The organism is Candidatus Bathyarchaeota archaeon, from assembly GCA_026014465.1.
In the GTDB taxonomy this organism is placed as follows: domain Archaea; phylum Thermoproteota; class Bathyarchaeia; order Bathyarchaeales; family Bathycorpusculaceae; genus JADGNF01.
Map to the genome: position 1 here is coordinate 795,332 of JAOZID010000010.1, position 21,809 is coordinate 817,140.

A 21,809-nucleotide genomic window follows, 5' to 3' on the forward strand; every position below is an offset into this window, starting at 1 on the left:
GCCAACAGCAGGCAGTTAGCGGGGCGAATTTAGAAAGCCCTGTTTAGCAGCGGCAACGTACTGGATGAACTCAAGCTGCGAGGTCTTTTCTATGTTGAGTGGGTGCTGGATTTTGCGGTAGAGGTTTTTCATTATCAAGATTTCGATGTAACGTGCGCCTATGCCAAAGAGTTTTTCGAGACCGTATTGGAATTGTTTGAGGCTGTGGGGTATTTGGGGTTTGGGCAAGCCATGGTTTTTTTCGATGTATAGGTAGACTTTTTGGGGTATGGATTTTCCCAAGGAAAGAAGAGCAGTATCTATGGAGTCAAGGAGCAGGTTGTTAAAATCTTCGTGTGGAGTAACCATTGTATTAAGTCAACCAGCCGCCAAGCATCAAGCTAGCAGCGACATCCATTTAAAACTTGAACAAACATTTAAGCATAATTACCTATCACGTAATATCACAGTTTTCCAAAAACAACCTCCAGCACAAACAAAGACTAGCCGTGAAGGTCATTTTTGGTGCGGTGAACCTGCTCTTTTACCAAACTCAAATCCTTAGCGTAATTCATAAACGCCAAACGCAAAATCTCACTTTCACTAGCACCCAACCTCCTCGCCAATTCACCAAGAATTTCACGCTGCTCTTTGCTCAACCAAACCTTAACCACACATTTCCTAGGCAACCAACTTCGCTCTCCTATGTAAGTACCGCAGAAGGTACCGTGCACAGCCCTGCGCGCGGACCACCAGAGGGTACAACTCGTCTTTTCAGTTTCGATAGTATATTAGGGTGGTATCAGAAGTGTGAGGTTCAACAGGTATGGCATGGGAAGAAACTGAAGAGATTATTCAAAGTGGGCATAGAAGCCCTGACGAGTTTGAGCAGGACACGTTTGAGACGGTCATGTTAAATGAGGAAGAGGGAATCAAAGCGGTGGTTGGTAAGCTAAAAGGCAAAGCCGTCGTGGAGATTCAAAGCATCGTTTTTGACAAATCTAAAGGATGGACTGTGCAAAAAGCCCAAGACTGGTTTAACCAAAGCCAGCAAACATCCGTTACGGAAAGGTTCTGCGCGGTTTTCCCTTTTGAAATCCAAGAAAAAATCGCCGAGAAGCCCTTGCGCATCAAAGGAGTAGCACTAAGCGCGGGGATAAGCCGCAACCTAAACGTGTACCTGCCCGAGGAGCTGGAGGCGTTTGCACAAAAACTAGTTGGCGCCCCCATGTACATCGAGCATGTGGCGGTTCCGTTTGCAGTAGGCAAAGTCACCAAGACCACATGGGATGGCAAAAACCTGCTCTATGAAGCAGAAGTCTATGACGAAGAAACCGCAGATAAAATCCGCAGAGGAATCATAAAACACGTAAGCGTAGGAGCTGACTACGAAACCATCGACGTGTTAAATGGCAAAGTCCCCCATGGACTGCGCAACGCCGAAATAAGCCTAGTTGCTGTGCCTGGAATTCCTGATGCGAACATACAAATCATAGAGAAGCTGCGCCTGCAAAACGCTGTGGAACCTGTGATTGCTGGGGAGTACGTTTTGGGTTTCCATCAGAGCTTTGATGTGTTTTTGCCTGAGCATTTTAGCACACTGTGGCTTGATAGGGAAAGTGGCATCTTGGCGTTGATGGGCAAGCTAAAAAGCCAACCTGAAACACAGCGCGTAGCGGCGGTGTTTTTTTCAAAAGAGAAAATGTGGGATCAAACCAAGATACAGGATTGGCTAAGGCTACACCCTGACTACATGACCCCCGTCCCCACTACAGCAGTAGCGGCGCCTGCAAAGACTCCTCAAGACAGGGATGTTGTTGAGAGCCTGCTAAAGAAGCCCAGTGAACCGGTTATGCGGGTGAGTGAAGCTTTGAGTTTGATTCGGGGGGTTTTGCCTGCGCCTTTGGTTATGCGTAGCTGGAGTTTGGGTCCGCAGCGTATGTGTCAGGAACTGCGCAGGGTTGTTTTTGATCTTGAAAAAAGGCAAAGTCACGAAGTGACCGGGAGTAGCTGAGGATGAACTTGGTGAAAACGAAAACAAAGGGAGAAAATAAGCAATGACTGATTTAACAGGTAAAAGCTGGATGGGTATAGGTGAAACCGACGACCCCAATGCTTTAATTGAATCCTTTGAAACTGCAGCCATCGTAACTAAGGGTGACCCTGTGTATTTGAGTGCTGACCATAAGGTTTCTCCTGCTGCTACAGCCCAAGACTGCATAGGCATAGCCGTCAAAAGCGCTGCTTTAGGCGCACAGTGCCCCGTACTGGTCAAGGGCAGAGTGAAAGTTAGAGCAGGCGGCATCATACGCAGGGGCAAAGCCGTTTACGGCGCAGACGCCTCACGCCGAGTGCTGGAGCTAGCTGACCTCTCTGTAGACGAAGCAGGCGAAGAAACCTACGTCATCTACTACAATCGCAAACTTGGAATCGCACTTGAAACCACTGCAGCTGGAGGAGATTTGCTGTTTATCCAAATCTAGGTGAGAAGCATATGAAGCCAAAACTTTTTGAATCTTTGATACAGGACGAAGGCAGCTTCAAGGAACACATGGCGAATCTGCAGCACAAAACTAGTGTGCATCCGTTTTTGAAGCGTTACTGTGAAGTCGGTGTTAAGGAAGGCTTGTTTAGCGACAGCATAGGCGCGCTGGGCAGGCTACATGACACACTGGTGCAGGCGGCTTACCCCGAAATGATAGGCAGAAGCATCATAACCGTCATGCCAACCACCGAAGCCATGGAACGCTTCCCCCTAGACGAAAAAGCAGTAGCATACCGATACGCCGAGGGCGCAGCTACGCGTTTGAGCGGCAAGAAAAACACTGTTGCGGACGTGTACACCAGCAGCTTAGCCGAGTCTTCAGAAGAATGGACCCGCGAGTTCCTAGAGGACGCCACCTGGAACGTCATGGACGTCATGGTCGACAAAGTCGGCAGAGCCCTAGGCGAAGAAGAAACCGACCAAATCCTTGACCTCTACGGCGCAGTTGCAGACGCAGATTTGGCAGGGGGTGCACCCATAGACAAAGGGGGCGCGTTTTTGGATTGGAACGGCGCGGTTAAGCTTCATAATGCAGTGCGAAGTGAAAACTGGAAACCCACTGTTCTTGCGGTAAACGAAGTTCAGCTGCATCAACTGCTTTCAGACGACAAATTCATCAACGCACAGTACCTGCCCGCAGAGCAAACCAACATCGAACAAGGCAGCATAGGCAACATCTTGGGTATGCAAATCCACGCAAGCAACTTGGTACCTAACGGCACAGCCTACGTGGTGGACACAAGGGTTGCAGCTGTTATGCTTTTGCGCAGAGACATAACCGTGGAAGACTGGGAAGACATCAAAAACGGCAAATACGGCGTACGAGCCACCACCCGCTTTGGACTGGGTATTCTGCGAAGCAACGCCATAGCGAAGATGACCAACATCGCAACCACCCTGACCGCACCAGAATAAGCAGCAAGGGGAGAGAGTCATGGCTTGGTATGAAGGCAAATGCCCTGAATGCGGGAAACTGCATCGTTCACGCAGGAAAAACGACGTTGTGGTTTGTGACTGCTATACGCAGTGCCCAATGTGCGGTTCAGAGATGACGCCGTACATGCCTGACCTTGCCGTGAACACCTACGGCTTAGACGAAAAAAGAGACATAGCAGTGCTGATGGTTTGCACTCTTCATTTCCCCATGTTTTTTAGCACAAAAAAACCCGTAGAGGTAATTTGCAAATGAGACGTTTAGTTGAAAGAATGCAACTGGCAAAAACTGTCCTACACGAACTAAACAGACAGCCCCTTTGCCGAACCGAACTAGAAAAAAGAACCGTACGCAAACTAGGAACCCACGCCACTTTTGAGGGCATGTTCCGCTTCCTAGTGCAAGGCGGCTACGTACAAAAAAGCGACATAAAACACCGCGCCCCCTACATCCTAACCCAAAAAGGCACCAAATTCTTGGAGGCAATCTAAGCTAATGAACAAACTTTTGAAACAGCTAACCGAATCCTTGACGCTTAAAAAAAGAAGCGGCTACGCTTTCCCCAATCAAGCTACGGTGTATGAAACGCCGCAAGTGCCCTTATCAGAGGTCATGTCGCTGTATGAGCGTGACCCAACCTGCAAGGCAAGCGTGGATTTGCTGGCGGCTTCCGCGGTAGGCGCAGGATTTTACACTACCGTGAAAGAAACATACGAGAAGGCCAAGGAAGCAAAACGTGCAATTGACGAATTTAATGAAGCCGTCAACTTGGATGCATTGCTTTGCGATATGGCGCGCGCGTTGATTGCTTGTGGGAACGATTTTTGGCTTAAGTTGACTCCTGAGCAGCTTTTGGATTTGCGCAGGTTGCCCGTGGATGCGGTAGAGCGCATTGAACAAAGTTACCTAAGCGAGCAAGTTAACGTTTTGAAGATTCCCTACAAGGTGGAGGGCTACAAGCTTAGGCAAAGCTACGGCGGCGAAACCCTCTCAGAGCAAGCCGTGGTTCACTGGAAAATCAATTGCCTAAACTTTTCAGGCTACGGAACAGGTGTCTTGCAGGTTCTGCTCCACTCGCTGGTTTTGCAGTCAGACAAACGCCCCGCCTTTGCATGGATGAAAGCCAAAATCGAACGCATCATGCCCAAAATTTTCGAGAAATACGCTGGACCCGACGTTTTAGCACTGCTTGAACGCGCAGACGAAAACACAATTCGCAGCTTTGAGAAAGTCATTAAGAACCGCGGCGAAGAAGGCGCTTGGCTGTTTTATAACGGCAAAGGCACCATCCAACCAATAACCCTTGACCCGCGCGCCCGCTTCGAATACTACGTGGACCATTTGATTAACCAGTTCTATCTGGGGTGTGAGACGCCCCTGCCAAGGCTGTTTAGCACACCTGGATTCACAGAAGCCTCAGCCAAAGCGGCGTTGGAGCTGCAAAACATGCTCATACACCCCGTGCAACGCTACATCAAACGGCAAATAGAACGCGAACTCTTCAGCACCGTACTTCGCCAAAAAGGATTAGACCCGCAAAAGGCACAGGCGCGGCTGCATTGGGGTTCTCCGCAAACCCAAGAAGTCAACCTATCTGACCTGCTCAAAGCTGCTGAGTTGGGGTTTGTAAGAAAGGATGAGTTTCGTAAAAACGCCGCAAAGTTTGGCTGGGAACTCTGGCAAGAACCACAGCAGACAGGGGAAAAACCATGAACGCGGTTGAATACGGCAGATACGAAGAAGCGTACAGGGCAATTCACAGTGCTCTAAGCGGAATTGCATGTGCGCCCCCTGGAAAGAAAATAACTAAGTGGGAGTTCACGTGGAACGCGGATGATTTGGTGGAGGCACTGCGGGCATACGGTGGGGAGGAGTTGTTGTTTACGTTGACGTTTGCGTGGAGTGCCACGGGGAATTTGCAGGAGATAGCGCGCAGTTAGAGGATGTTTGGAGGATGCAGGGTTGACGGGGGCTTGGTCGTATAATGCAGAAACAAATACGGTGTCGGTTGTGGGTGGAATCAGCGGTTTTTTGGATGCGTACAATGCGGATGTTGCTGGAGGCTGGGGTAAAATCCACAAACAGGGAGAGAACCAGTTTTTACTGGAATGCAAGCTGCAGATAGGTGATGGAAGCACGCCCACAGTTTTTGCAGATACAAACAAACAAGTGGTCTTAAGCAACGCCGTAATATCGACAACCTCAGACACTTCAAGAAGATTCATACAAATCCTAGATGAAGCAGTCTTCACGTTAGGCGCAGTAGACAACCCCACGTTAAAAGTAACCTCAGGCGGTTGCCACATCCTAAATTTAGAAGAAACCAACTATTACTATGCAATTCATTCCAGTTCAGCGGCGCAGGTTTATTTGTATTCGTCAAGTTTTAGCGGTGCAAACTTGGCTATGGATTCGTTGCTTTTCCTAAATGGGCAAGAGGTGCGGGTTTGGAATTGCCAGTTCAATGGCAGAAGCCACATAGCATACCTAAACAACGGTTCAGTATACAATGTTATGGCACTGTCCACTGCAACTGCATTAAGGCGTGTAGTAAACGCTGTTGTAGATAAAGTAGCAGCTTTGGGATGCTGGAGGGGAGTTTGGTTCCAAAATGAAATATCCCAGAGGATATCAAACGTTTTTTCTCGCGAATCAAATAAGGGCATAAGAGTAGAAAACATAGGCGGGTTTGATCAGTTTCTGGTTAACCCAGATTTTGACACTTACACGTTTGAGTGGGTAGGAACAAATACGGGGAAAATCTTTCGCCAGTACGAGTTTGACCTAAAAGTCACTGACAAAAACAACGGCCCCATAGAAGATGCAGCAGTGAAACTTTGCGACCAAAACGGCGCAGAAACATTCACCACCACAACCAACCCCACAGGCAAAATCGATACGCAAACTGTGACCCGCGGCTACTACGACCAAGCCCACAACGACGCCTTACAAGACTACACGCCACACACGTTAACCATCACCAAACAAGGCTACCAAACCTACACCAAAAAATTTTTCCTCGAACACAAAACCCAATGGGAAACCAAACTCTCAAGAGCACAACACATCCTACTAAACCAGGGCACCCCTACCCTAAACCTAAAACCATCTGACCCCGAAAACATCCAAACCCTCCAACTCTAAATATTCCGTGGCAAAACTTAAATCGTAAACCAAAGAGAAGTAAGAAAGAACCAAGCATGCCCACCAAAACTCAGACTGCAACGTACATGGGGTTTTTTCTGTGCGTCGTTTTTTTAGCAAGTTTTAGCTGTCCTAAAACCGTGGCGTGGAGTAATGGCGGCTACAGCGTTGACCCTGCAGAGCCAGGTTATGGGACTCATGACTGGATAGCCCAGCACGCACTGGATTGGCTGCCAAACCAAGAAAAACAGTTCTTTACTGAGAATCTTGCTTGGTACCTGTATGGCACGGAGCTGCCTGATAACGCGGACGCCGCAGACGGCTTGGGGGACACTAGAAAGCATCATGTGTATTTTTTTGTGAACGGTTCACTGCAAGATGATGTAGCAGCGGTTAGAGCCCAAGAAGAGTATGTGAAGGCGCAGGAATCGTTTGAGGAGGGCAATTTTAGCGCGGCGGCTATGCATTTGGGCATGGTGGCTCATTATGTTTCAGATGTGGCAGTTTTTGGGCACGTTATGGGTGCGGCGGCGGATTGGGGTGCAGAAGAGCATCACAGCACATACGAGAGCTACGTGCAACGCCGAACTGAAGTTTACGAAAGCGAATTCAACGCTTACCTAACATTTGACGGCAACCTAACACAGACTTCAGCATACGACGCAGCGTTGACGGCGGCTTATGCCTGCACTTTTGGCTCAGAAAACCTCTACAACTGCACCTACATGGACGCCAGCTACAACTGGAGCGACCCTGCCTACAAAAACCAAACAGGACAAGCCCTAAACCAAGCAGCCAACGCCGTAGCAGACATCATGCACACCTTCTACACCCAAACAGTCATCCCAGAATTCCCCACAACATACAGTCTGGGAGCCCTGATTTTAGCCGCATCCATTTTGGCGTTTACAACAAAGAAAATGCACTCAAAAAAACACATAGCCACTAAACCATAAACGTCAAGGTTTTTTGTAAAAACCGCAGGCAGAATGAATTCTTATCCAATAATTATAGAGTTTTGTTTTTTGTTTGCCAAAATTGCTTAAATTTTTTGTTGTAGCTGTTTTGGTGAGGTTAAATGAGTTGGCAAGTGTCTTGCTTTCGGATGTTCGTGATGTGGTGAATGTTGGTGTTGGGGATGTTTCTGATGTTAAGCTTGAGAAGATGATTCGGCGGGCTCAGGTTACGTTGGGGCTTGAGTTGGGCAGGGAAGTAGACGCCGCAGATTGTACGGAGGCAGAAAAAGAGTTCATAGTGCTGCTTTCGGCGGTTTATGTTGTTTGTTTTTTGACTGGGGGTTCAGCGGCGGGTTTGAATTTTAGCGTGGGAGGCCAAAATGTAAGCGTTGCGGGTCAGGCTCCGCCTTTGAGTATTTTGCAGGAGGAAATAGGAAGAATACTCTGCGCATTAAAGCAGCCAAAAGTGGGGAGCGCCTAAACATGACGTCGGTTCCTCAAGCCTACTACGATTTTGTTATGGATTACGCGCCGTACCTGTATGTGACTTCGGGGCAGGGTCCTGATTTGGAGTGGGGCAGGGCAGCGTTTGCAGCGGGGTTTGCAGTGGATTTTTTGTTTGAAGCATATTTTGACCCGCAGTTTGACGCTCAAGGCAGCGAGATTGAAGCCAAAATCGTAGAGCTTACCGACTGGATTCTAACCCAACAATGCACTGACACGCATAAACTGGCATGTGGGGGCTTTAGAAGCACCGAAAACAGCACCCAATACCACAGCGCCGACGCTTGCCGCACCATACCCGCCCTGCTAAAAGCCTACGAACTCACCAGCAACCCAACTTATTTGGGGGCGGCGGTTTTGGCTGGGAACGTTTTTCTCTACAACATGCAGCACATGCCTAGCCAGCTAGGCGTTCACGAGAGGTATTATGGCGGGTTTGCTAGGGCGGTTACGTTGGATGAGGCGTGGCTATTGGATATGGATGTTCAGTGTCTGCATGGGCTTTTGGCGCTTAGGATGCTTGGTGTGGCTGACCCCCCAAACAAGGACAGGTACGAACAAATCGGTGTGGATGCGGCGGGGTTTTACCGTGGGGGGTTAGAGGAGTGTTATGATCATTACAGTCCAAAACCTACGGGCGATAACGATTGGCACCGAACTGACGCGGCTGAGAGTGTTGTTTGGGATGACTCTTTAGCCTACGCATTGTTTGGGCTCTACGACTACGAAGGCTACAGCAACAGCGTGCAAAAAGCCTACATGAAACTAAACAGTATAGGCGCCTCACGCCAGTATGCCGCGTACAACCCCGCGGTTTGCTGGGCAGGCTACCTAAACCTCACCTCCAAAACCCCCGCTTGCAACTACTACGACGCGGTAACGTCAGGCATACTTGCTACGCTTAGGCGCGGGCATGATAAGTCCTGCTATCAGCACAGCCTACAAGTCATCAAATCCCATGCACAGGAGTTTATGTTCTGGGGGTTAAGCATGCAGATTATTCGCCGTTGGAGAACACGCAGGCTATGGCGACGGTTTGCTGGCTGGGGCAGCTGTTCTTGAGTTATGAAGCGCCTGTTACAAGGTTCACGCAGGTGCTAAACAGCAAAGGCGAAAACGTAACGCTGTATCCACTGAAGGCGTACAGCGAACCCGTAGTTTACGGCGAAGGCTTAGACATCAAAGCTTTGGCGGTTCCGTCTAAAGCTGAAGAAGTTCTCATAGAACCAGGCTACTACGCCAGCGACTACCTGACTTTGCACCTGTTTGCACCAGTTAGGCGCCACGATAAAATCTGTCGAAACGGCGTGGACTATGAAGTTCTGGGCGTGCAAGAGTACACCTTCAAGGGTGAAACCGCTTACCGCAAAGTTGAATGCCGGAGGCTGCTTGGGCAATGAGCGAATTTGAAGACCCCACAACCACGCTGATACGGCTGCTCAAATCCAACTTGCAGGTGGTCAAGGATGACGGCTCCATTGCTGATGTGGAGGTTAGCCGGGAATGGCAGGGCAGCGAAGCGTTCAGGGGCTGCGAGGGGCAGGTAACAATTGGGCTCTTTGATTCGCTGGACCAAAAACTAGAGCTAAGCGGCAAAACCCGAAAACGCACCTCCACACTACGGGTAAAAATTTGGACAACCGAGCAAACAGGTGCAACCGAAAACAGCAGGGTTTTGCGAAACAAAATTGTGGAGGAAGTTAACCGTGTTTTGCGGCAAAACCGCGCCCGACCCAACCAGACCCTCTACAGCTTCTACGGACTAAGCCCCACATCAGAGAGCCACAGTGCCTTTTGCGGTAGCAACGAAGCAGCCCCAGACGCGCAGGAGGAGTGGACGCAGCTTTCGGTGCAGGATTACCAGAAACTGTGGAGCAGCGATGATGACCGCTACGAGTTAAGCAACTGCGTGGAGGGTCAGTCTGCTGCGGCTCTGTTTGGTTTTAAGTTGGAGAGTCGAGAAAAAGCCGTCAAGGCAATTGCATTGCAGTTTGAAGGTTACGGCGTGGTGCCAGCGGGCAGTGGAGTGGTTGTTAAGGCGTGGAACAGCCAGTTAGGAACGTGGGTGCAGGCGCAGTCAAGCGGGGGCGAAGAGGACCAGACCGTCAGTGTTGTGTTGTCGTTGGATTTGCCTGATTTTGTTGACGACAAAGGCTATGTGTGGCTTCTTGTCCAAACCGCGAACGTAAGCGATGGCGAAACTCCTGCGGTTTTGAGTTGCGATTATGTGGGCTGCACGGTTACGGTTAACGGCGTAACGTACTGTGATGTGGTTGGCTACCGTGAGGTTGACCGCGTTGACGTGAAGCCCTTTGTGTTTTGTACGGAGTTCACGGTGAAATCATGGTTCTTTGAGAACATAGGAGAATAGAAGAGAATGCCTGAAACATATAGTGCCCATGAAAGCCGCCTTTACTTTGTGGATGAAGCGGTTTATGGCGAAACCCCAACTGACCCGTCAATGTTTAGCGTTACAGCAGACAGCATAGAGCCAGCGGTGAACCCAAGCAACATCAAACTACGAGGAATAGGCAGCATCGATTTGCAAACCATCAAAAAAGGCCTACGCGCCCCCACCCTAAAACTTTCGTATCCGCTGCCAAGCGAATCCCCCATAAGTTTTTTGCAGTACGCGAAAAAAGAACTAGAAAAATCGCTGAGCATCCAACTGCTATACTACAAAGGAGTCTTCTCTGCCGCCACGGACATCATTTCGTTGCTGTATACGGGATGCAAATTCCAAAAGCTGCAGGTGGAATGCAGCACCGAAGACGTAGTAAAAGCCTCTGCTGAGCTTGTTGCACAAAACGTCTCGACAGGAACCGCTAAACTCTCAGGCGCCAACTACGCAGACTACGAAGGGGCAGTTCCGTTTTATGATAGCTACATCAAAAAAGGCGCCACAACACTTGAGCGTGTGACCGACTGGAAATTCAACGTTGAAAACAGCCTCAAACAAGTCTCGGTAGTTCGAGCCAGCAACGGGCACCTGCTCAAGTACCTCCCGTATAGGAGCCGCAGCCTCACAGGCGAAGTCGTTTTCGAGTTTGAAAGCAAAGAAGAATTCGACGACATCATCAACGATGAATCCTTCAGCTTAGAATTCGGGCTGGGCGCAACCAACAAAGCCACATTCACAGACTGCAAATGGGAAAACATCACCACACCCGCACGCATCGAAGAACTCATCAGCCTAAAAGCAGGCTTTGTCGCCAAAACCTTCACCATCACATAGGAGCCAAAAACATGCACAAACAAACCCTACAAATCGGAACCGAATACGGCAGCCAATACGCTGGCACATACGTCTTCCAAGAAATCACCTGGGCAAAACGCAGCCGTATCATCCAAAAAAACACCAAATACCACGCGCTCACAGGTCAGGTGTTAAGCAGTGACTTCATAGCCATACAGGCGCAAACCATCTGGGCAGCCCTCAAGCAACAGCCGCCAAGTCAGCCCTTGACGTTGGATAAGCTACAAGGTGAAGAAGACGGCATCCCCATAGCCTTAGGCGAGTTGCTGTCAAGCACGGTGAATCAGTTGTGCACGGTTAGCAGAGAAGAAAACGCTTTTTTATCCGAGCCATCCGACGACAAAAACCCCACGATGCAGTCACAGAGTTTAGGCTCTGCAAAGAATTCGGCTGGACCCCCAAGCAGCTCGCCAAGCAGTCCGCCCGAGTCATCCAGCAATTCACCATCATCCTCAACGAGGTAGACCGCCAAACAAGGGAGGAAGCAAGAAAGTATGAGCGTTAAAGTTAGCATCAAATTGGAGGGCGCTAAAGAGTTCGCGGATGCGCTAAGCCGCTTTGACCGTGAAATGCAAACTCAAGTGCAAAACAAGATGGCAACGTGGGCACAAACCGTCAAAACCGAAGCCGCCCGCTTAGTCCCAGTTCGCACAGGGTATTTGCGAAACAGCATCTACGCGCGCAGTCAAGATTGGCAGGTACAAATCGGAGCAAAAGCAGCCTACGCCGCCGCAGTCGAAAAAGGCACCAGCAACCGCCGCACCCGACCTTTCATCCAGCCCGCCGTCCAAAAAAAGCTGCCCCAGCTTGAGCGTGTTCTGCGTGAAGCCATAGAAGCAGCCAAAACGGGGGCACAACTATGAGTTTTAGCCAAATAGCCGTCACCATAAGCGCCGTAAACCAAGCCAGCAACGAATTCAACCAAATCCAAACCGACGCCCAAAACCTAGCAGCCCGCATCAAAACCGTAGGAACCGCCATGGCAGGCATCGGCGCTGCGGGAACTGCTATAGGATACATAGCTAACCAGTTTGGAATCTTGGACGATGCACAAGCACGGGCGTTTAACTCGGCGATGATGGTGGTAGCTGCAATGGGCATTTTTATGCGAACCAGCGCAGGAGTTGCCATAGCCCAAAAAGCCTACGCAGCCGCCACCGCCTTTGCCACTTTGGTGCAAAACAGCTTAAACATCAGCTTCGCCACGTTTTTAGCCCTCACAGGCGTAGGCATCGCAGCAATTGTCGCCGCGGCAGCTGCTATGGTAAGTTTTGCAAGCAGCATGGACTCCGCAACTGCCAGCGTTGAGAACTTTAACCAAGCCAGCGTCCAAACCCCCACGCAAGCACGCAGCATCCAAAGAGCAGGCGAAGCAGAACTCTACAGAAGAGGAGTAGAATAACCGTGAGCATAGCAGCACCTAATGTGGCGGTGGTTTTTGGGGCAGTGCTGCCGCCGCAGGGCGATTTTGTTTCACTGCAGGTGCATTTGGGTTGCAGCAGCGAAGTAGGCAGCTTCGACGCCGTTTTAGCGAATTTTGACGGCAGATACAGTCCCAACGGAGCCTACCCCATAAGCGTGGGCGCAGACGGAAGCATCAGCGTAGGTCGAGGCGTTAACTGCCCCTTGCTTATGACGTGTCGCGTAGAGAATGTCAAGTACAAATCCACGGCAACGCAAAGTTACGTTCAGGTTTCAGGTCGGTGCTGGGGGGAGCGGCTGTTTCGCAGAGTCGTCACAAAAACCTACGCTTACCAGAAGGGCGAGGACATAGTCAAGAACCTGCTGGATTACTATGTGGGGTTGAGCCATGACCGCGGCGGCGCAGAACTTGTCGAAAACACGGACACTAGCTACATCAGTTTAGTCTACGAAAACGCCCCCGTCTTTGAAGTGCTAAAATACATTGCACAAAGCGCAGACCATCAAGGAACCATAGGCTACGACTTTCGCATTGCGCCTGATGGCAAATTCGAGTTCTTCCCCAAAAACAGCAAACCCAACTTTACCAACCTAAACGAGTGCATAGAACAAAGTGAGTACCGCCAAGACGTCTCACGCGTCCGCAACAAAATCACAGTCTACGGCGCCGCAGACAAAAGCCACCCCACAGCCAAAGACGAATGGACAGAAACCCTAAACCCCACCGACGGCCTATGGACTGCCACCTCAGGCATAATCAGCTCTGATGCATCCACAAAAGTTTTGGGTGCAGGAAGCATCAAAACATACGCGGAAACCCTACAGTACGCAGGCAGCATATTCACTTTGGACACGGGCAAACTAGTCGATGCCCAAGCGTACCCCGCCTTGAATTTTTGGCTAAACCAAGATATCTCGTTTAACGGGAATGTGACGGTGACGCTTTTTGATGGAGTAGGGCGCACGGCAACGCATGAGGTTAACGTGGGAACGGGGAAGTGGTTTAAGGTTCAGGTGGGCACGGGTGTGGAGAACGCGGATTTGTGGCAGGTACAGAGCTGGTTTGATTGGTCGCAGATTTGGCGCATACGGTTTACGTGCTGGTTTGATGAGGCAAGTACGGGGTCGTTTTGGGTAGACGGCTTATTCTTTGGGGGCAGACGCTACGAAGCTACGGCTCAGGATGCAGCTAGCCAGGCAAGTTTTGGTTTGCGCGAACAAGTAGAGGTCAACGAGGAGTTGTGGAGCGACGCTGAATGCCAAGGACGCGCCCAAGCCCTACTAACAAACCTCAAAGACCCCGCCCAATCCCTCACCCTAAAAAGCACCGTCATAGACTACGCCACAACACCGATTCTAGCAGGCGACACCGTGCACGTAACACTACCTGTTGAAAACGTAGATGATGACTTTCGCGTCTTAAGCGCAGAATACTACATAGACGCCAACACGCAAACCTTAGAAACCACGTTGGAGCTGGGCAAAGAAGCCCCCATGCTCGCAGATTACGTCTACGCGCTAAAAAGCAAAACCGACAGCCTAAGCAGGTACAAAACAGCAGGGAGGTGATAGCACAGGTTGGATAAGCATAGTAGGCGTGTGGTGGTGGAGGTTGATGAGACGCTGCATCGGGAACTGCGCAAGGTTGCGTTGCTTAATGATTTGAAGATGTATGAGGTGGCGAATGCGATTTTGAAGCAGGTGCTAAGCGATGAGGAGCAGGTGCGGTTGCTGGTGAAGAAACTCAGGACCTGCGGATTCAACTAACATTCACTCCCCACAGGTTTTTCTCGTCTAACGTCTGTTTTTACATGGTTTATCTGCATGTTTGGCCAGTTTTTCTTAAAAAGTATGAACATTTCTCAAATCGGTTTAAATACTGTGGGAAGTATGTAGTAGTTGAACATAAAAGAGGTTGGATGAACAAGATGGAAATTGGAACATTAGTGGTTGTAGGTCTGGGTCTATGCGCCTTGCCAATTGCCTCCGTTGAGTACGTCATGGCACGTGCGAAAAGGGAAGCTGCCAGGAAAACCCAAATCTAAACCCGCCAGAGGGGTTAACGTGGGAAGAGCGAAGAGGAACGCAAATAATTAAGCGGGGCATTAGACCTCGTTTTTCTCCGTCTACATTTTGAGTTTTATGTAAAGCAGTGTTTGCCCGCAGATTAGGGCGACTATCCAGATTATCAGGTTTGCTGCAAGGTTTGTTGTGCTTACTGTCCAAAGGTTTGCGGCTCCGGCTATGGTGCTTGTTGTGTGGGTTGCGTAGGTTAGGGGCAAGCCGTAGTCGGTGTGTACGTTGTCGGGCATGTTAGATTGAAAACCCCATGTGACCGAAAGCAAGAGCAGGGCTGCCCAAACGCCAGTAAAAAGCATCAGGACTAAATGTTTGTTCATGCCAAGCATCTCTGTGGAGCAGCTAAAAAAGCCTATGCTAAAGCTACGGTTGCTGTGGCGGGTTGTGGCGGCGTTTCTTGGTGGTGGTTAACAAGGCAACGGCTTGGGCGTGGCTGCATCGCCCCTTGCTTAGAAAACCCTGGCAGTTACAACTAAGTTTTCCCGTAGCAGGCTCTTGCGCAACAATGTAAGTGCCATGCTCCCCCACAACATTATAGACGCCATTACCCAAAAACTCCACCCTACCACTATCAGCCAAATAACAAGCCTTCTGAAACATAACATCCCCACGACGCAAACACATCACCACCAAACAAAAGCACAAAGCCCGATTAAAACAATTTGCCAAATCCACCCAACAAACCACCCCAAAACCATCTACAGTGCATGTATATCGATGCATGTTACATAGGCTTATAAGCGCTCCAAACCAAAAATGGTAACTGGAGTTTAAGTATATGCTTTCAAGAGATTGTGACGGATGTGCACAACTGCGCCTATGCATAGAAAGATTCCAAAAAGTCAACAAAAACGAAAAAGTCTACTGCCCAGACGGCACCGCCCACCTAGTAGACCAACACAACTAAACAACGACCAAACCACAGGCACCAACTAACCGCTCTTCTTTTTGTTTAGGCTGTGAATTGCAGGAACTGTTTTTTGGATTAAAGCGAGGGTTGGGAAATGTTTATGTTGCCGCGTAAACAGTAGTGTTTACGGTAGATTTTGATGGGACAAGTTCAACTCAGGCTGCCAGAAAAAACTGTTGCCGAAATCGACAACTGGATAGCCCAAGGCAAATTCAAAAGCCGCAGCGACGCCATAAAAACCATCATAGCCCTCTACGAAGAACGCGAAAAAACCCGCCAATTCTACACCATGCTAAACAAACGCAGCCAAGAAGCAAAAGACCACCCCGAAACCCTAATCCCAATAGAGGACATCTAAGTGCCCTACAAAATCCTGCTACACCCCACCGCAGCAAAAGCCCTAAAAAAACTCGACGACACAAACAAAACCCGAATCAAAAAAGCCCTAACCGACCTCACCCTTAATCCCACAAAAACAGGCAAACCCCTACACCCCTCACAATACTACAGCACCCGAACAGGAAACTACCGAGCCATCTACCAAATACAACCAAATCAAAACACCATCATCATACTCTTCATCGGACACCGCAAAAACATATACAGCGACTTCACCAAACTAATCTAACACGCACAACCCCAAACATAAAACGCATGCGCAACAAAAGAATTTACAAATTTTCAAACTATCAAATTTACACATTTGCTAATTTCATGACGGTTTATATTGGTTTTTTGTGGTTTGCTGTTTGTTGATTTGTCATGAAGGATGTGTTGAATCAGATTAGGGGTTTGGTTGCTGGGGATTTGGTGGTGTTGGAGTGGGATGACGCTAGCATCGGCAAGAGCCTTAGCAATGGTATTGGGGGTATTGATGTGCCTGTGAGGAGCTGGGGCGTGTTTGTGGGCGTGTTGGGTCAGAGACGTCGGCACGTGATTTTGGCACAGAACGCCTTCCGCTACAGTGACGGCTTGTATGATATTGATTATACGGCGGTTCCTGTTTCTTGGGCGACGAGCGCGACGGTGTTGGCTAAGGCGCATGTTTGTGGGGAGGAGGCGCAGGTTTTGCTTAACAGTTTTACGTTGAATGAGAAGGTGAAGGGTGAGAAGACGAGTTTTGGTAGGTGTAGGCGTCAGCGTCAGGAGCGGGTGCGTAATCATGACTGACTGGGTTAAACGTGCACTTACAAGAAGAAGCAGCAGGTCAACAGCGTGTAGACCAGAAACAGTTCCCAGCGAGCGGTTGGTGGTTGGGGTAAAGTTTGCGGTTGTGATGACGGCGAGTTTGACGGTTTTGGAGGTTGCACATTTGGCGTTGATAGGAACCTGGAACAGTGAGGTCTTCGCGAGCATCACAGGCTTGATAGGAACCATAACAGGCGTAATCATCTCACAACGAACCGACTAGCCGAGGCGAACCTATTTGGACCCTGATTTTAATTGTATGCAGAAAAGGGGGGAGGGGGGTCGAAGCCAGCACACCTCCAAACGGTTTTTGCAAAGAAAAATTGCGGATGTAACCAAGAAATTTGATGGGGACACGCAGCATATTCGAGCCAGCCTCATCCAAGACTTAAAGAGGCTGCAGGAAATCGCCGTCAACCAAGTAGTCTCCAAAAGAGGACCAAAAGGAAAAGAAAAACAGAACTGGGCGAAGCTTGCCGCGTACATTAGCCAAGTCATCAACGGCGTGGCTAGAAATTATGACGTGGCGCAGATAAAGTCTGAGTTGGAGGAGTTGCGCAGGGTTGTGGGGGAGATGGATAAGTCGTGAGCCTGTCGCAGTTCAAAAGGGAGATTAGGCAGCTTAAAGAGCAAGCCGCGCAGAAACAGAAAATTACGGTGCCATCAGACGCCTTGGAGTTTTTTAGGGAAACCCTACAGTTTACGCCTACTGCTTACCAGAAGGAGCTTATTTGCCAGTTCCAAAGCAGCCAGTTCATAGCAGCGCGTTGGGCAAGACAAACAGGCAAAAGCCACACCATCAGCGCCCTGCTACTGCATTACGCTCTCACCCACCCAGGCAGCTGCGTAGGCGTTTTTGGTCCTAGCTGGCGGCAAACCAAGCTCATCATCAAGCACGTCAACGCGTTTTTGCAAAAGCTGCCCAAGTCCGTGCGCAAACGTCCCCAGAAAACCAGCGTTCACCTCGCCAACGGCAGCACCATCGAAGCCTACCCCAACAACCCCGAAACCATCCGAGGACCCAAACTGCACATAGTCTACGCCGACGAATTCAACTTCATCCCCAACGACGAAGAACTCTACGACGCCATCTTGTTCACGCTGGGAACCACGGATGGCAAATTTGTCTGCACCAGCACGCCCTGGCACACCAGCAGCATCTTTTACAAAATCTTCCACCACCCCAGCTACGGCGAATACGCCAAAAGCCACGTCACCTACGAGCAAGCCCTCGAACCAGATGGACCGCTAAAGCCACAGATTCTAAGCCGCATAAAACGCCAACTCGAAGGCGACCCCGCACGGTGGAAACGTGAAATGCAGGCGGATTGGGCAGAAAACGAGGATGCCTGGCTTAGCCAATCGCTCATAACCAGCTGCATTGACCATACTTTGGAGTACACGGGTTTTCAAGCCGCCGCCAGGGGCAACTTTTACATGGGTTTGGACCTTGGCAAGCACCAGGACTACAGCGTCTTAGCCGCAGTTCAAACCCAAGGCGCCCAAGTAAAGCTTGTTCACATGCACCAGTTCCCCCTAAAAACTCCGTATGCCGCCGTTATCGGATACGTCAAAACCTTAAGTGACCGCTGGCAAACTGCGCATAAAATCTTGGTAGACAGCAGCGGCGTGGGTGACTACATCACTGAGGATATGCAAAACGCGGGCATACCTAACGTGGAGGGCGTTAACTTTACGGTGCAGTCTAAGCAGCAGATGGCGCAGCACCTAAAACAAGCCATGACGGAGTCGCGCCTAAGCCTGCCGTATGATTCGGGGCTCATTTCCGAGTTAAATGTGGAGCAGCATGAGCTTAGCAAGGACGGCAAAATCAAATTCAACCATCCACAGGGCACCCATGACGACCGCTTCTGGGCACTTGCCATGGCAACATACGCCACCCGAAGCAAACCCGCACCCAAACTATGGGTTTTGCCCAAAACCGCAAACAAAGCCAAAACCCGCCTCCAACAACAGCGAAGACGCTTCAAAGGCAAAGCGGCAGGAGAAAAAAGATGACCCGCCGACGCCGCCTCGAGCACTTCAAGGTAACTAAGCTCAAACGCACCTACAACCGCCAAACCGCCACGTTCACTTTTGATATCAGCTATCAAACCGCGCCCGCAAAGCGCACACGGCGCACTCAAGAAATTTCAGAGGCGTTTGGGTTGGGGACAGACCAGACTAGAAAGTTTACGTTGTATGAGAACACGCAGATTCACATACGCCCAACCGATGTCGTGTTGATTACGGGGGAGAGTGGCAGTGGTAAAAGCGCGTTGCTCAAAGCCTTCAAAGCTGACCTCTCAGAGGAAGCCCAAAACACGCAGAACCTAAACATTGAAGTGGACGTGCCGATTATAGAGACGGTGGGGGATAGCACCAGCCAAGCCGTAGAAGTTTTGAGCAGGGTAGGTTTGAATGATGCGTTTTTGTTTTTACGTAGCTACTCTCAGCTTAGCGATGGACAAAAACACCGCTACCACATCGCAAAACTTTCCCAAACAAAGGCGAAATGGTGGCTGCTAGACGAATTCACCAACACTTTAGACCGCGACACCGCAAAGATTGTGGCATTTAATCTGCAAAAACTTGCACGCATACAGGGCAAAGCAGTCATTGTAGCAACAACACATACGGATTTGAAGGCGGACCTTGCCCCTAACGTGCACATTCACAAACGTTACGGCAAAGAAGTCACCATAACCTATTGCCCCGACGCGAAAGCCAAAAAATGCAGCCTAAACCGGCGCCTTCGCGTTGAGCAGGGCACCATTCAAGACTACAAATTGCTTAGCCAGTTCCATTACCGCACAGGACGCTTAACTGCACCCAAAAAAATTTTTGCCCTCAAACATAAAGACCAGACCTGCGGCGTAATCGTCTACGGCTACCCATCGCCGTTATGTTTTGGCAGAAGCAAAATGTGGAAGGGCACCTTTAGGGAGTTGCAGCAGCAAGTTAGCGTGATTAGCCGTGTGGTCATACACCCAAAATACCGCAGTATAGGTTTGAGCCAAAAACTTATCCGCCAAACCCTCCCCCGTGCGGGTACGCCCAATGTGGAAGCGGTGGCGGTTATGGCAAGGTATAATCCGTTTTTTGAGAAAGCGGGTATGCGAAGAGTTGCTCAGAGTACACCTTCTGTGGCGGTTGAGGATGCGCTTTTGGAGTTGGAGGGGTTGGGGTTTGATTTGGCGTTGCTTTCTAGTGAAAGCTACAGCGAGAGAAGAATCCAGCAGGTGGGCAAAGAAAAAATCCAGGGTGTTCTGGAGGTTTTGAGCAGAAAAGATGCTGCGATGAGAAAACGCATAGCGTCAGCGCCCAAGATGTATCCAAAACACGAGGAAACAAGAGCAAGAATCCACGCCATGACCGCCAAAGACTTGGCTAAAGCGTTAAAGCGCCTAAGTTTTGCAGCGCAAACCAAAGTTTACCTGTTTTGGAGCAAAAACCACCCTAAATAGCAAAGCAGCGACCGTCCGCAACAAACCTTCAAGCCAGTTAATTGCTCGCGTTATTAGTTGTCAAACGTTGACATTAATCTAACAAAACGCGGGGGAGGTTTGGAGTGTTTTTCTCGTTGGGCGGTAAATGTTTTTATATATCAAAGCGTGATGTTGTGTCGTCACATTCACTCATGTTACATGCGAAGCTCCTGAAAGCTTTTGATTTCAACACATGATCAGTTGTGGCAGGAGAATAAATCGGATATATGTTAGAAGTGCAGTCATTTAAGGACCTACCTTTGAGTATGGAGGTTCAGAGAAGTTTAGCTGAGCTTGGTTTTAAAGAAATGTTTCCTATTCAGGCTCAAGCTATTGTGCCGTTGCTTGAAGGCAAAGACGTTATTGGTCAGGCACAGACCGGAACGGGCAAGACAGCCGCGTTTGGAGTTCCCATGGTGGAATGTTTAGACCCCCAGCTTAGGCGGGTTCAAGGCTTGATTTTGGTGCCTACTCGCGAGTTGGCGTTGCAGGTTGCAAAGAACATGACGCAGTTTGCCAAGCACCGCAGATTGAAGGTTTTGCCAGTTTACGGCGGAGCATCAATTGAACGGCAAATGCGAGAACTCAGAGGCGGCGCACAAATCGTCGTTGGAACCCCTGGGCGCGTCATAGACCTAATTGAACGCCGAATACTTGATTTGAACGCCGTCAAAATCGTAGTTTTAGACGAAGCCGACCGCATGCTCGACATGGGCTTCATCGAAGACATCCAATACATACTCACCAAAGTACCCAAAAACAGGCAAACTAGCCTTTTTAGTGCAACCATAGACAAAACCGTCATGAAAGTCTGCGACAAATACATGCAAAACCCAACCAAAATCTTGGTAAGCAAAGACGAAATCGGCGTCACCCAAATGAAACAGTACTACACCATCGTTAACCCCCACAGCAAATTCGACATGCTAAAGCAAATTCTCAAAGAAGACAACGTAAAACGCGCCATCATTTTCTGCAGAACCCGTCATGAAACAAGCAAAATCGCAGAAAGGCTCGCCCGCAAAGGATACAACACCCAAGCCCTACACGCAGGTTTCTCGCAACCCCAAAGAGAACGCGCCATACAGGCTTTTCGCACAGGAAAACTCAACCTGCTAGTTGCTACTGACGTTGCCGCACGAGGCTTAGACATCGAAGGCATCACCCACATAATCAACTACGACGTACCCGAAGACCCACCAGTGTACTTCCACAGAGTCGGCAGAACCGCCCGCAAAGGAACAGAAGGAACCGCCATCACATTAGTAAGCCACGGCGAACTCTCAAATTTCAACAACATCAAAGCCCTAACAAAAACCACCATAGAAAAAATCGCATCCGCCAACGAAGACTCAGCCATCGTGAGTTTCTTCTAACCAGTAACCATAAAAGCAGGAAAAACAA

General features: G+C 49.6%; 32 protein-coding genes. 28 read left to right on the forward strand and 4 right to left on the reverse strand.

The features are described from left to right. Positions 1-15 precede the first annotated feature (15 nt). Both NWF04_06165 and NWF04_06170 read right to left on the reverse strand, forming a co-directional pair. Positions 16-348 (reverse strand): hypothetical protein, encoded by a 333-nt coding sequence (locus tag NWF04_06165; protein ID MCW4006162.1) that lies wholly within the window; start codon positions 346-348, stop codon positions 16-18. A gap of 134 nt (positions 349-482) precedes the next feature. Further along, entirely contained in the window at positions 483-638 is a 156-nt protein-coding gene (locus NWF04_06170; GenBank protein MCW4006163.1) for a ribbon-helix-helix protein, CopG family, read from the reverse strand. Positions 639-805: 167 nt separating this feature from the next. Between NWF04_06170 and NWF04_06175 the strand changes: the two genes are divergently transcribed. The 19 genes from NWF04_06175 to NWF04_06265 all read left to right on the forward strand — a co-directional run bounded on the left by NWF04_06175 (position 806) and on the right by NWF04_06265 (position 14,507). Continuing rightward, complete coding sequence (locus NWF04_06175; protein MCW4006164.1) at positions 806-1,993, forward strand: DUF2213 domain-containing protein; 1,188 nt, start codon at positions 806-808, stop codon at positions 1,991-1,993. A 43-nt stretch (positions 1,994-2,036) separates the two neighbouring features. Then, positions 2,037-2,462: a DUF2190 family protein gene (locus NWF04_06180; GenBank protein ID MCW4006165.1), complete on the forward strand. Its 426-nt coding sequence runs from the start codon at positions 2,037-2,039 to the stop codon at positions 2,460-2,462. An 11-nt stretch (positions 2,463-2,473) separates the two neighbouring features. Continuing rightward, positions 2,474-3,439: a phage major capsid protein gene (locus NWF04_06185; protein ID MCW4006166.1), complete on the forward strand. Its 966-nt coding sequence runs from the start codon at positions 2,474-2,476 to the stop codon at positions 3,437-3,439. A 19-nt stretch (positions 3,440-3,458) separates the two neighbouring features. Next, positions 3,459-3,713 carry a hypothetical protein gene (locus tag NWF04_06190; GenBank protein ID MCW4006167.1) on the forward strand — a complete coding sequence of 85 codons (255 nt, stop codon included), beginning with the start codon at positions 3,459-3,461 and terminating at the stop codon, positions 3,711-3,713. After that, entirely contained in the window at positions 3,710-3,949 is a 240-nt protein-coding gene (locus NWF04_06195) for a hypothetical protein (protein MCW4006168.1), read from the forward strand. The genes NWF04_06190 and NWF04_06195 overlap by 4 nt, the downstream gene beginning before the upstream one ends. A 4-nt stretch (positions 3,950-3,953) precedes the next feature. Beyond that, positions 3,954-5,171 carry a hypothetical protein gene (locus NWF04_06200; GenBank protein MCW4006169.1) on the forward strand — a complete coding sequence of 406 codons (1,218 nt, stop codon included), beginning with the start codon at positions 3,954-3,956 and terminating at the stop codon, positions 5,169-5,171. Then, on the forward strand, positions 5,168-5,398 hold the full coding sequence (locus NWF04_06205) for a hypothetical protein (GenBank protein MCW4006170.1): 231 nt from the start codon (positions 5,168-5,170) through the stop codon (positions 5,396-5,398). Before NWF04_06200 ends, NWF04_06205 begins: the two co-directional genes overlap by 4 nt. A gap of 7 nt (positions 5,399-5,405) precedes the next feature. Continuing rightward, a complete protein-coding gene (locus NWF04_06210; protein MCW4006171.1) occupies positions 5,406-6,602 on the forward strand; it encodes a hypothetical protein in 1,197 nt (398 codons plus the stop codon). Positions 6,603-6,658: 56 nt separating this feature from the next. After that, positions 6,659-7,558 carry a zinc dependent phospholipase C family protein gene (locus NWF04_06215; protein ID MCW4006172.1) on the forward strand — a complete coding sequence of 300 codons (900 nt, stop codon included), beginning with the start codon at positions 6,659-6,661 and terminating at the stop codon, positions 7,556-7,558. A gap of 112 nt (positions 7,559-7,670) precedes the next feature. Then, positions 7,671-8,039 carry a hypothetical protein gene (locus NWF04_06220; GenBank protein ID MCW4006173.1) on the forward strand — a complete coding sequence of 123 codons (369 nt, stop codon included), beginning with the start codon at positions 7,671-7,673 and terminating at the stop codon, positions 8,037-8,039. A 2-nt stretch (positions 8,040-8,041) separates the two neighbouring features. Next, positions 8,042-9,124, forward strand: coding sequence for a hypothetical protein (locus tag NWF04_06225; protein MCW4006174.1), 1,083 nt, complete (start codon positions 8,042-8,044; stop codon positions 9,122-9,124). After that, on the forward strand, positions 9,121-9,462 hold the full coding sequence (locus NWF04_06230; protein ID MCW4006175.1) for a hypothetical protein: 342 nt from the start codon (positions 9,121-9,123) through the stop codon (positions 9,460-9,462). The genes NWF04_06225 and NWF04_06230 overlap by 4 nt, the downstream gene beginning before the upstream one ends. Continuing rightward, on the forward strand, positions 9,459-10,433 hold the full coding sequence (locus NWF04_06235) for a hypothetical protein (protein ID MCW4006176.1): 975 nt from the start codon (positions 9,459-9,461) through the stop codon (positions 10,431-10,433). Before NWF04_06230 ends, NWF04_06235 begins: the two co-directional genes overlap by 4 nt. Positions 10,434-10,439: 6 nt before the next feature. Next, positions 10,440-11,297: a phage tail tube protein gene (locus NWF04_06240; GenBank protein MCW4006177.1), complete on the forward strand. Its 858-nt coding sequence runs from the start codon at positions 10,440-10,442 to the stop codon at positions 11,295-11,297. An 11-nt stretch (positions 11,298-11,308) separates the two neighbouring features. Next, complete coding sequence (locus tag NWF04_06245; protein MCW4006178.1) at positions 11,309-11,782, forward strand: hypothetical protein; 474 nt, start codon at positions 11,309-11,311, stop codon at positions 11,780-11,782. A 30-nt stretch (positions 11,783-11,812) separates the two neighbouring features. Beyond that, entirely contained in the window at positions 11,813-12,181 is a 369-nt protein-coding gene (locus NWF04_06250) for an HK97 gp10 family phage protein (protein MCW4006179.1), read from the forward strand. Further along, on the forward strand, positions 12,178-12,720 hold the full coding sequence (locus tag NWF04_06255; GenBank protein ID MCW4006180.1) for a hypothetical protein: 543 nt from the start codon (positions 12,178-12,180) through the stop codon (positions 12,718-12,720). Before NWF04_06250 ends, NWF04_06255 begins: the two co-directional genes overlap by 4 nt. A gap of 2 nt (positions 12,721-12,722) precedes the next feature. Continuing rightward, on the forward strand, positions 12,723-14,309 hold the full coding sequence (locus NWF04_06260) for a hypothetical protein (GenBank protein ID MCW4006181.1): 1,587 nt from the start codon (positions 12,723-12,725) through the stop codon (positions 14,307-14,309). Positions 14,310-14,318: 9 nt separating this feature from the next. Further along, positions 14,319-14,507: a hypothetical protein gene (locus NWF04_06265; GenBank protein ID MCW4006182.1), complete on the forward strand. Its 189-nt coding sequence runs from the start codon at positions 14,319-14,321 to the stop codon at positions 14,505-14,507. 359 nt (positions 14,508-14,866) lie between these two features. Here NWF04_06265 and NWF04_06270 read toward each other — a convergent pair whose 3' ends face one another. Both NWF04_06270 and NWF04_06275 read right to left on the reverse strand, forming a co-directional pair. Further along, positions 14,867-15,139, reverse strand: a complete 273-nt coding sequence (locus NWF04_06270) for a hypothetical protein (GenBank protein ID MCW4006183.1) — start codon at positions 15,137-15,139, stop codon at positions 14,867-14,869. Positions 15,140-15,182: 43 nt separating this feature from the next. Continuing rightward, positions 15,183-15,419 carry a hypothetical protein gene (locus NWF04_06275; GenBank protein MCW4006184.1) on the reverse strand — a complete coding sequence of 79 codons (237 nt, stop codon included), beginning with the start codon at positions 15,417-15,419 and terminating at the stop codon, positions 15,183-15,185. Between the two features lie 178 nt (positions 15,420-15,597). Here NWF04_06275 and NWF04_06280 point away from each other — a divergent pair, with 178 nt between their 5' ends. The 9 genes from NWF04_06280 (at position 15,598) to NWF04_06320 (ending at position 21,781) form a co-directional block, all read left to right on the forward strand. Beyond that, positions 15,598-15,726 carry a hypothetical protein gene (locus tag NWF04_06280; protein ID MCW4006185.1) on the forward strand — a complete coding sequence of 43 codons (129 nt, stop codon included), beginning with the start codon at positions 15,598-15,600 and terminating at the stop codon, positions 15,724-15,726. Positions 15,727-15,868: 142 nt separating this feature from the next. Next, a complete protein-coding gene (locus NWF04_06285) occupies positions 15,869-16,087 on the forward strand; it encodes a ribbon-helix-helix domain-containing protein (GenBank protein ID MCW4006186.1) in 219 nt (72 codons plus the stop codon). After that, a complete protein-coding gene (locus NWF04_06290) occupies positions 16,088-16,357 on the forward strand; it encodes a type II toxin-antitoxin system RelE/ParE family toxin (protein ID MCW4006187.1) in 270 nt (89 codons plus the stop codon). Positions 16,358-16,491: 134 nt separating this feature from the next. After that, positions 16,492-16,899, forward strand: coding sequence for a hypothetical protein (locus NWF04_06295; protein ID MCW4006188.1), 408 nt, complete (start codon positions 16,492-16,494; stop codon positions 16,897-16,899). Beyond that, positions 16,892-17,140 carry a hypothetical protein gene (locus NWF04_06300; GenBank protein MCW4006189.1) on the forward strand — a complete coding sequence of 83 codons (249 nt, stop codon included), beginning with the start codon at positions 16,892-16,894 and terminating at the stop codon, positions 17,138-17,140. The genes NWF04_06295 and NWF04_06300 overlap by 8 nt, the downstream gene beginning before the upstream one ends. Positions 17,141-17,176: 36 nt before the next feature. After that, entirely contained in the window at positions 17,177-17,506 is a 330-nt protein-coding gene (locus NWF04_06305; protein MCW4006190.1) for a hypothetical protein, read from the forward strand. Continuing rightward, positions 17,503-18,936, forward strand: coding sequence for a terminase family protein (locus NWF04_06310; GenBank protein MCW4006191.1), 1,434 nt, complete (start codon positions 17,503-17,505; stop codon positions 18,934-18,936). The genes NWF04_06305 and NWF04_06310 overlap by 4 nt, the downstream gene beginning before the upstream one ends. After that, positions 18,933-20,384, forward strand: coding sequence for an ATP-binding cassette domain-containing protein (locus NWF04_06315; GenBank protein MCW4006192.1), 1,452 nt, complete (start codon positions 18,933-18,935; stop codon positions 20,382-20,384). The genes NWF04_06310 and NWF04_06315 overlap by 4 nt, the downstream gene beginning before the upstream one ends. 329 nt (positions 20,385-20,713) lie before the next feature. Next, the gene (locus tag NWF04_06320) at positions 20,714-21,781 is read left to right on the forward strand and encodes a DEAD/DEAH box helicase (protein ID MCW4006193.1); all 1,068 of its coding nucleotides are present in this window, start codon (positions 20,714-20,716) and stop codon (positions 21,779-21,781) included. Positions 21,782-21,809: the final 28 nt, after the last annotated feature.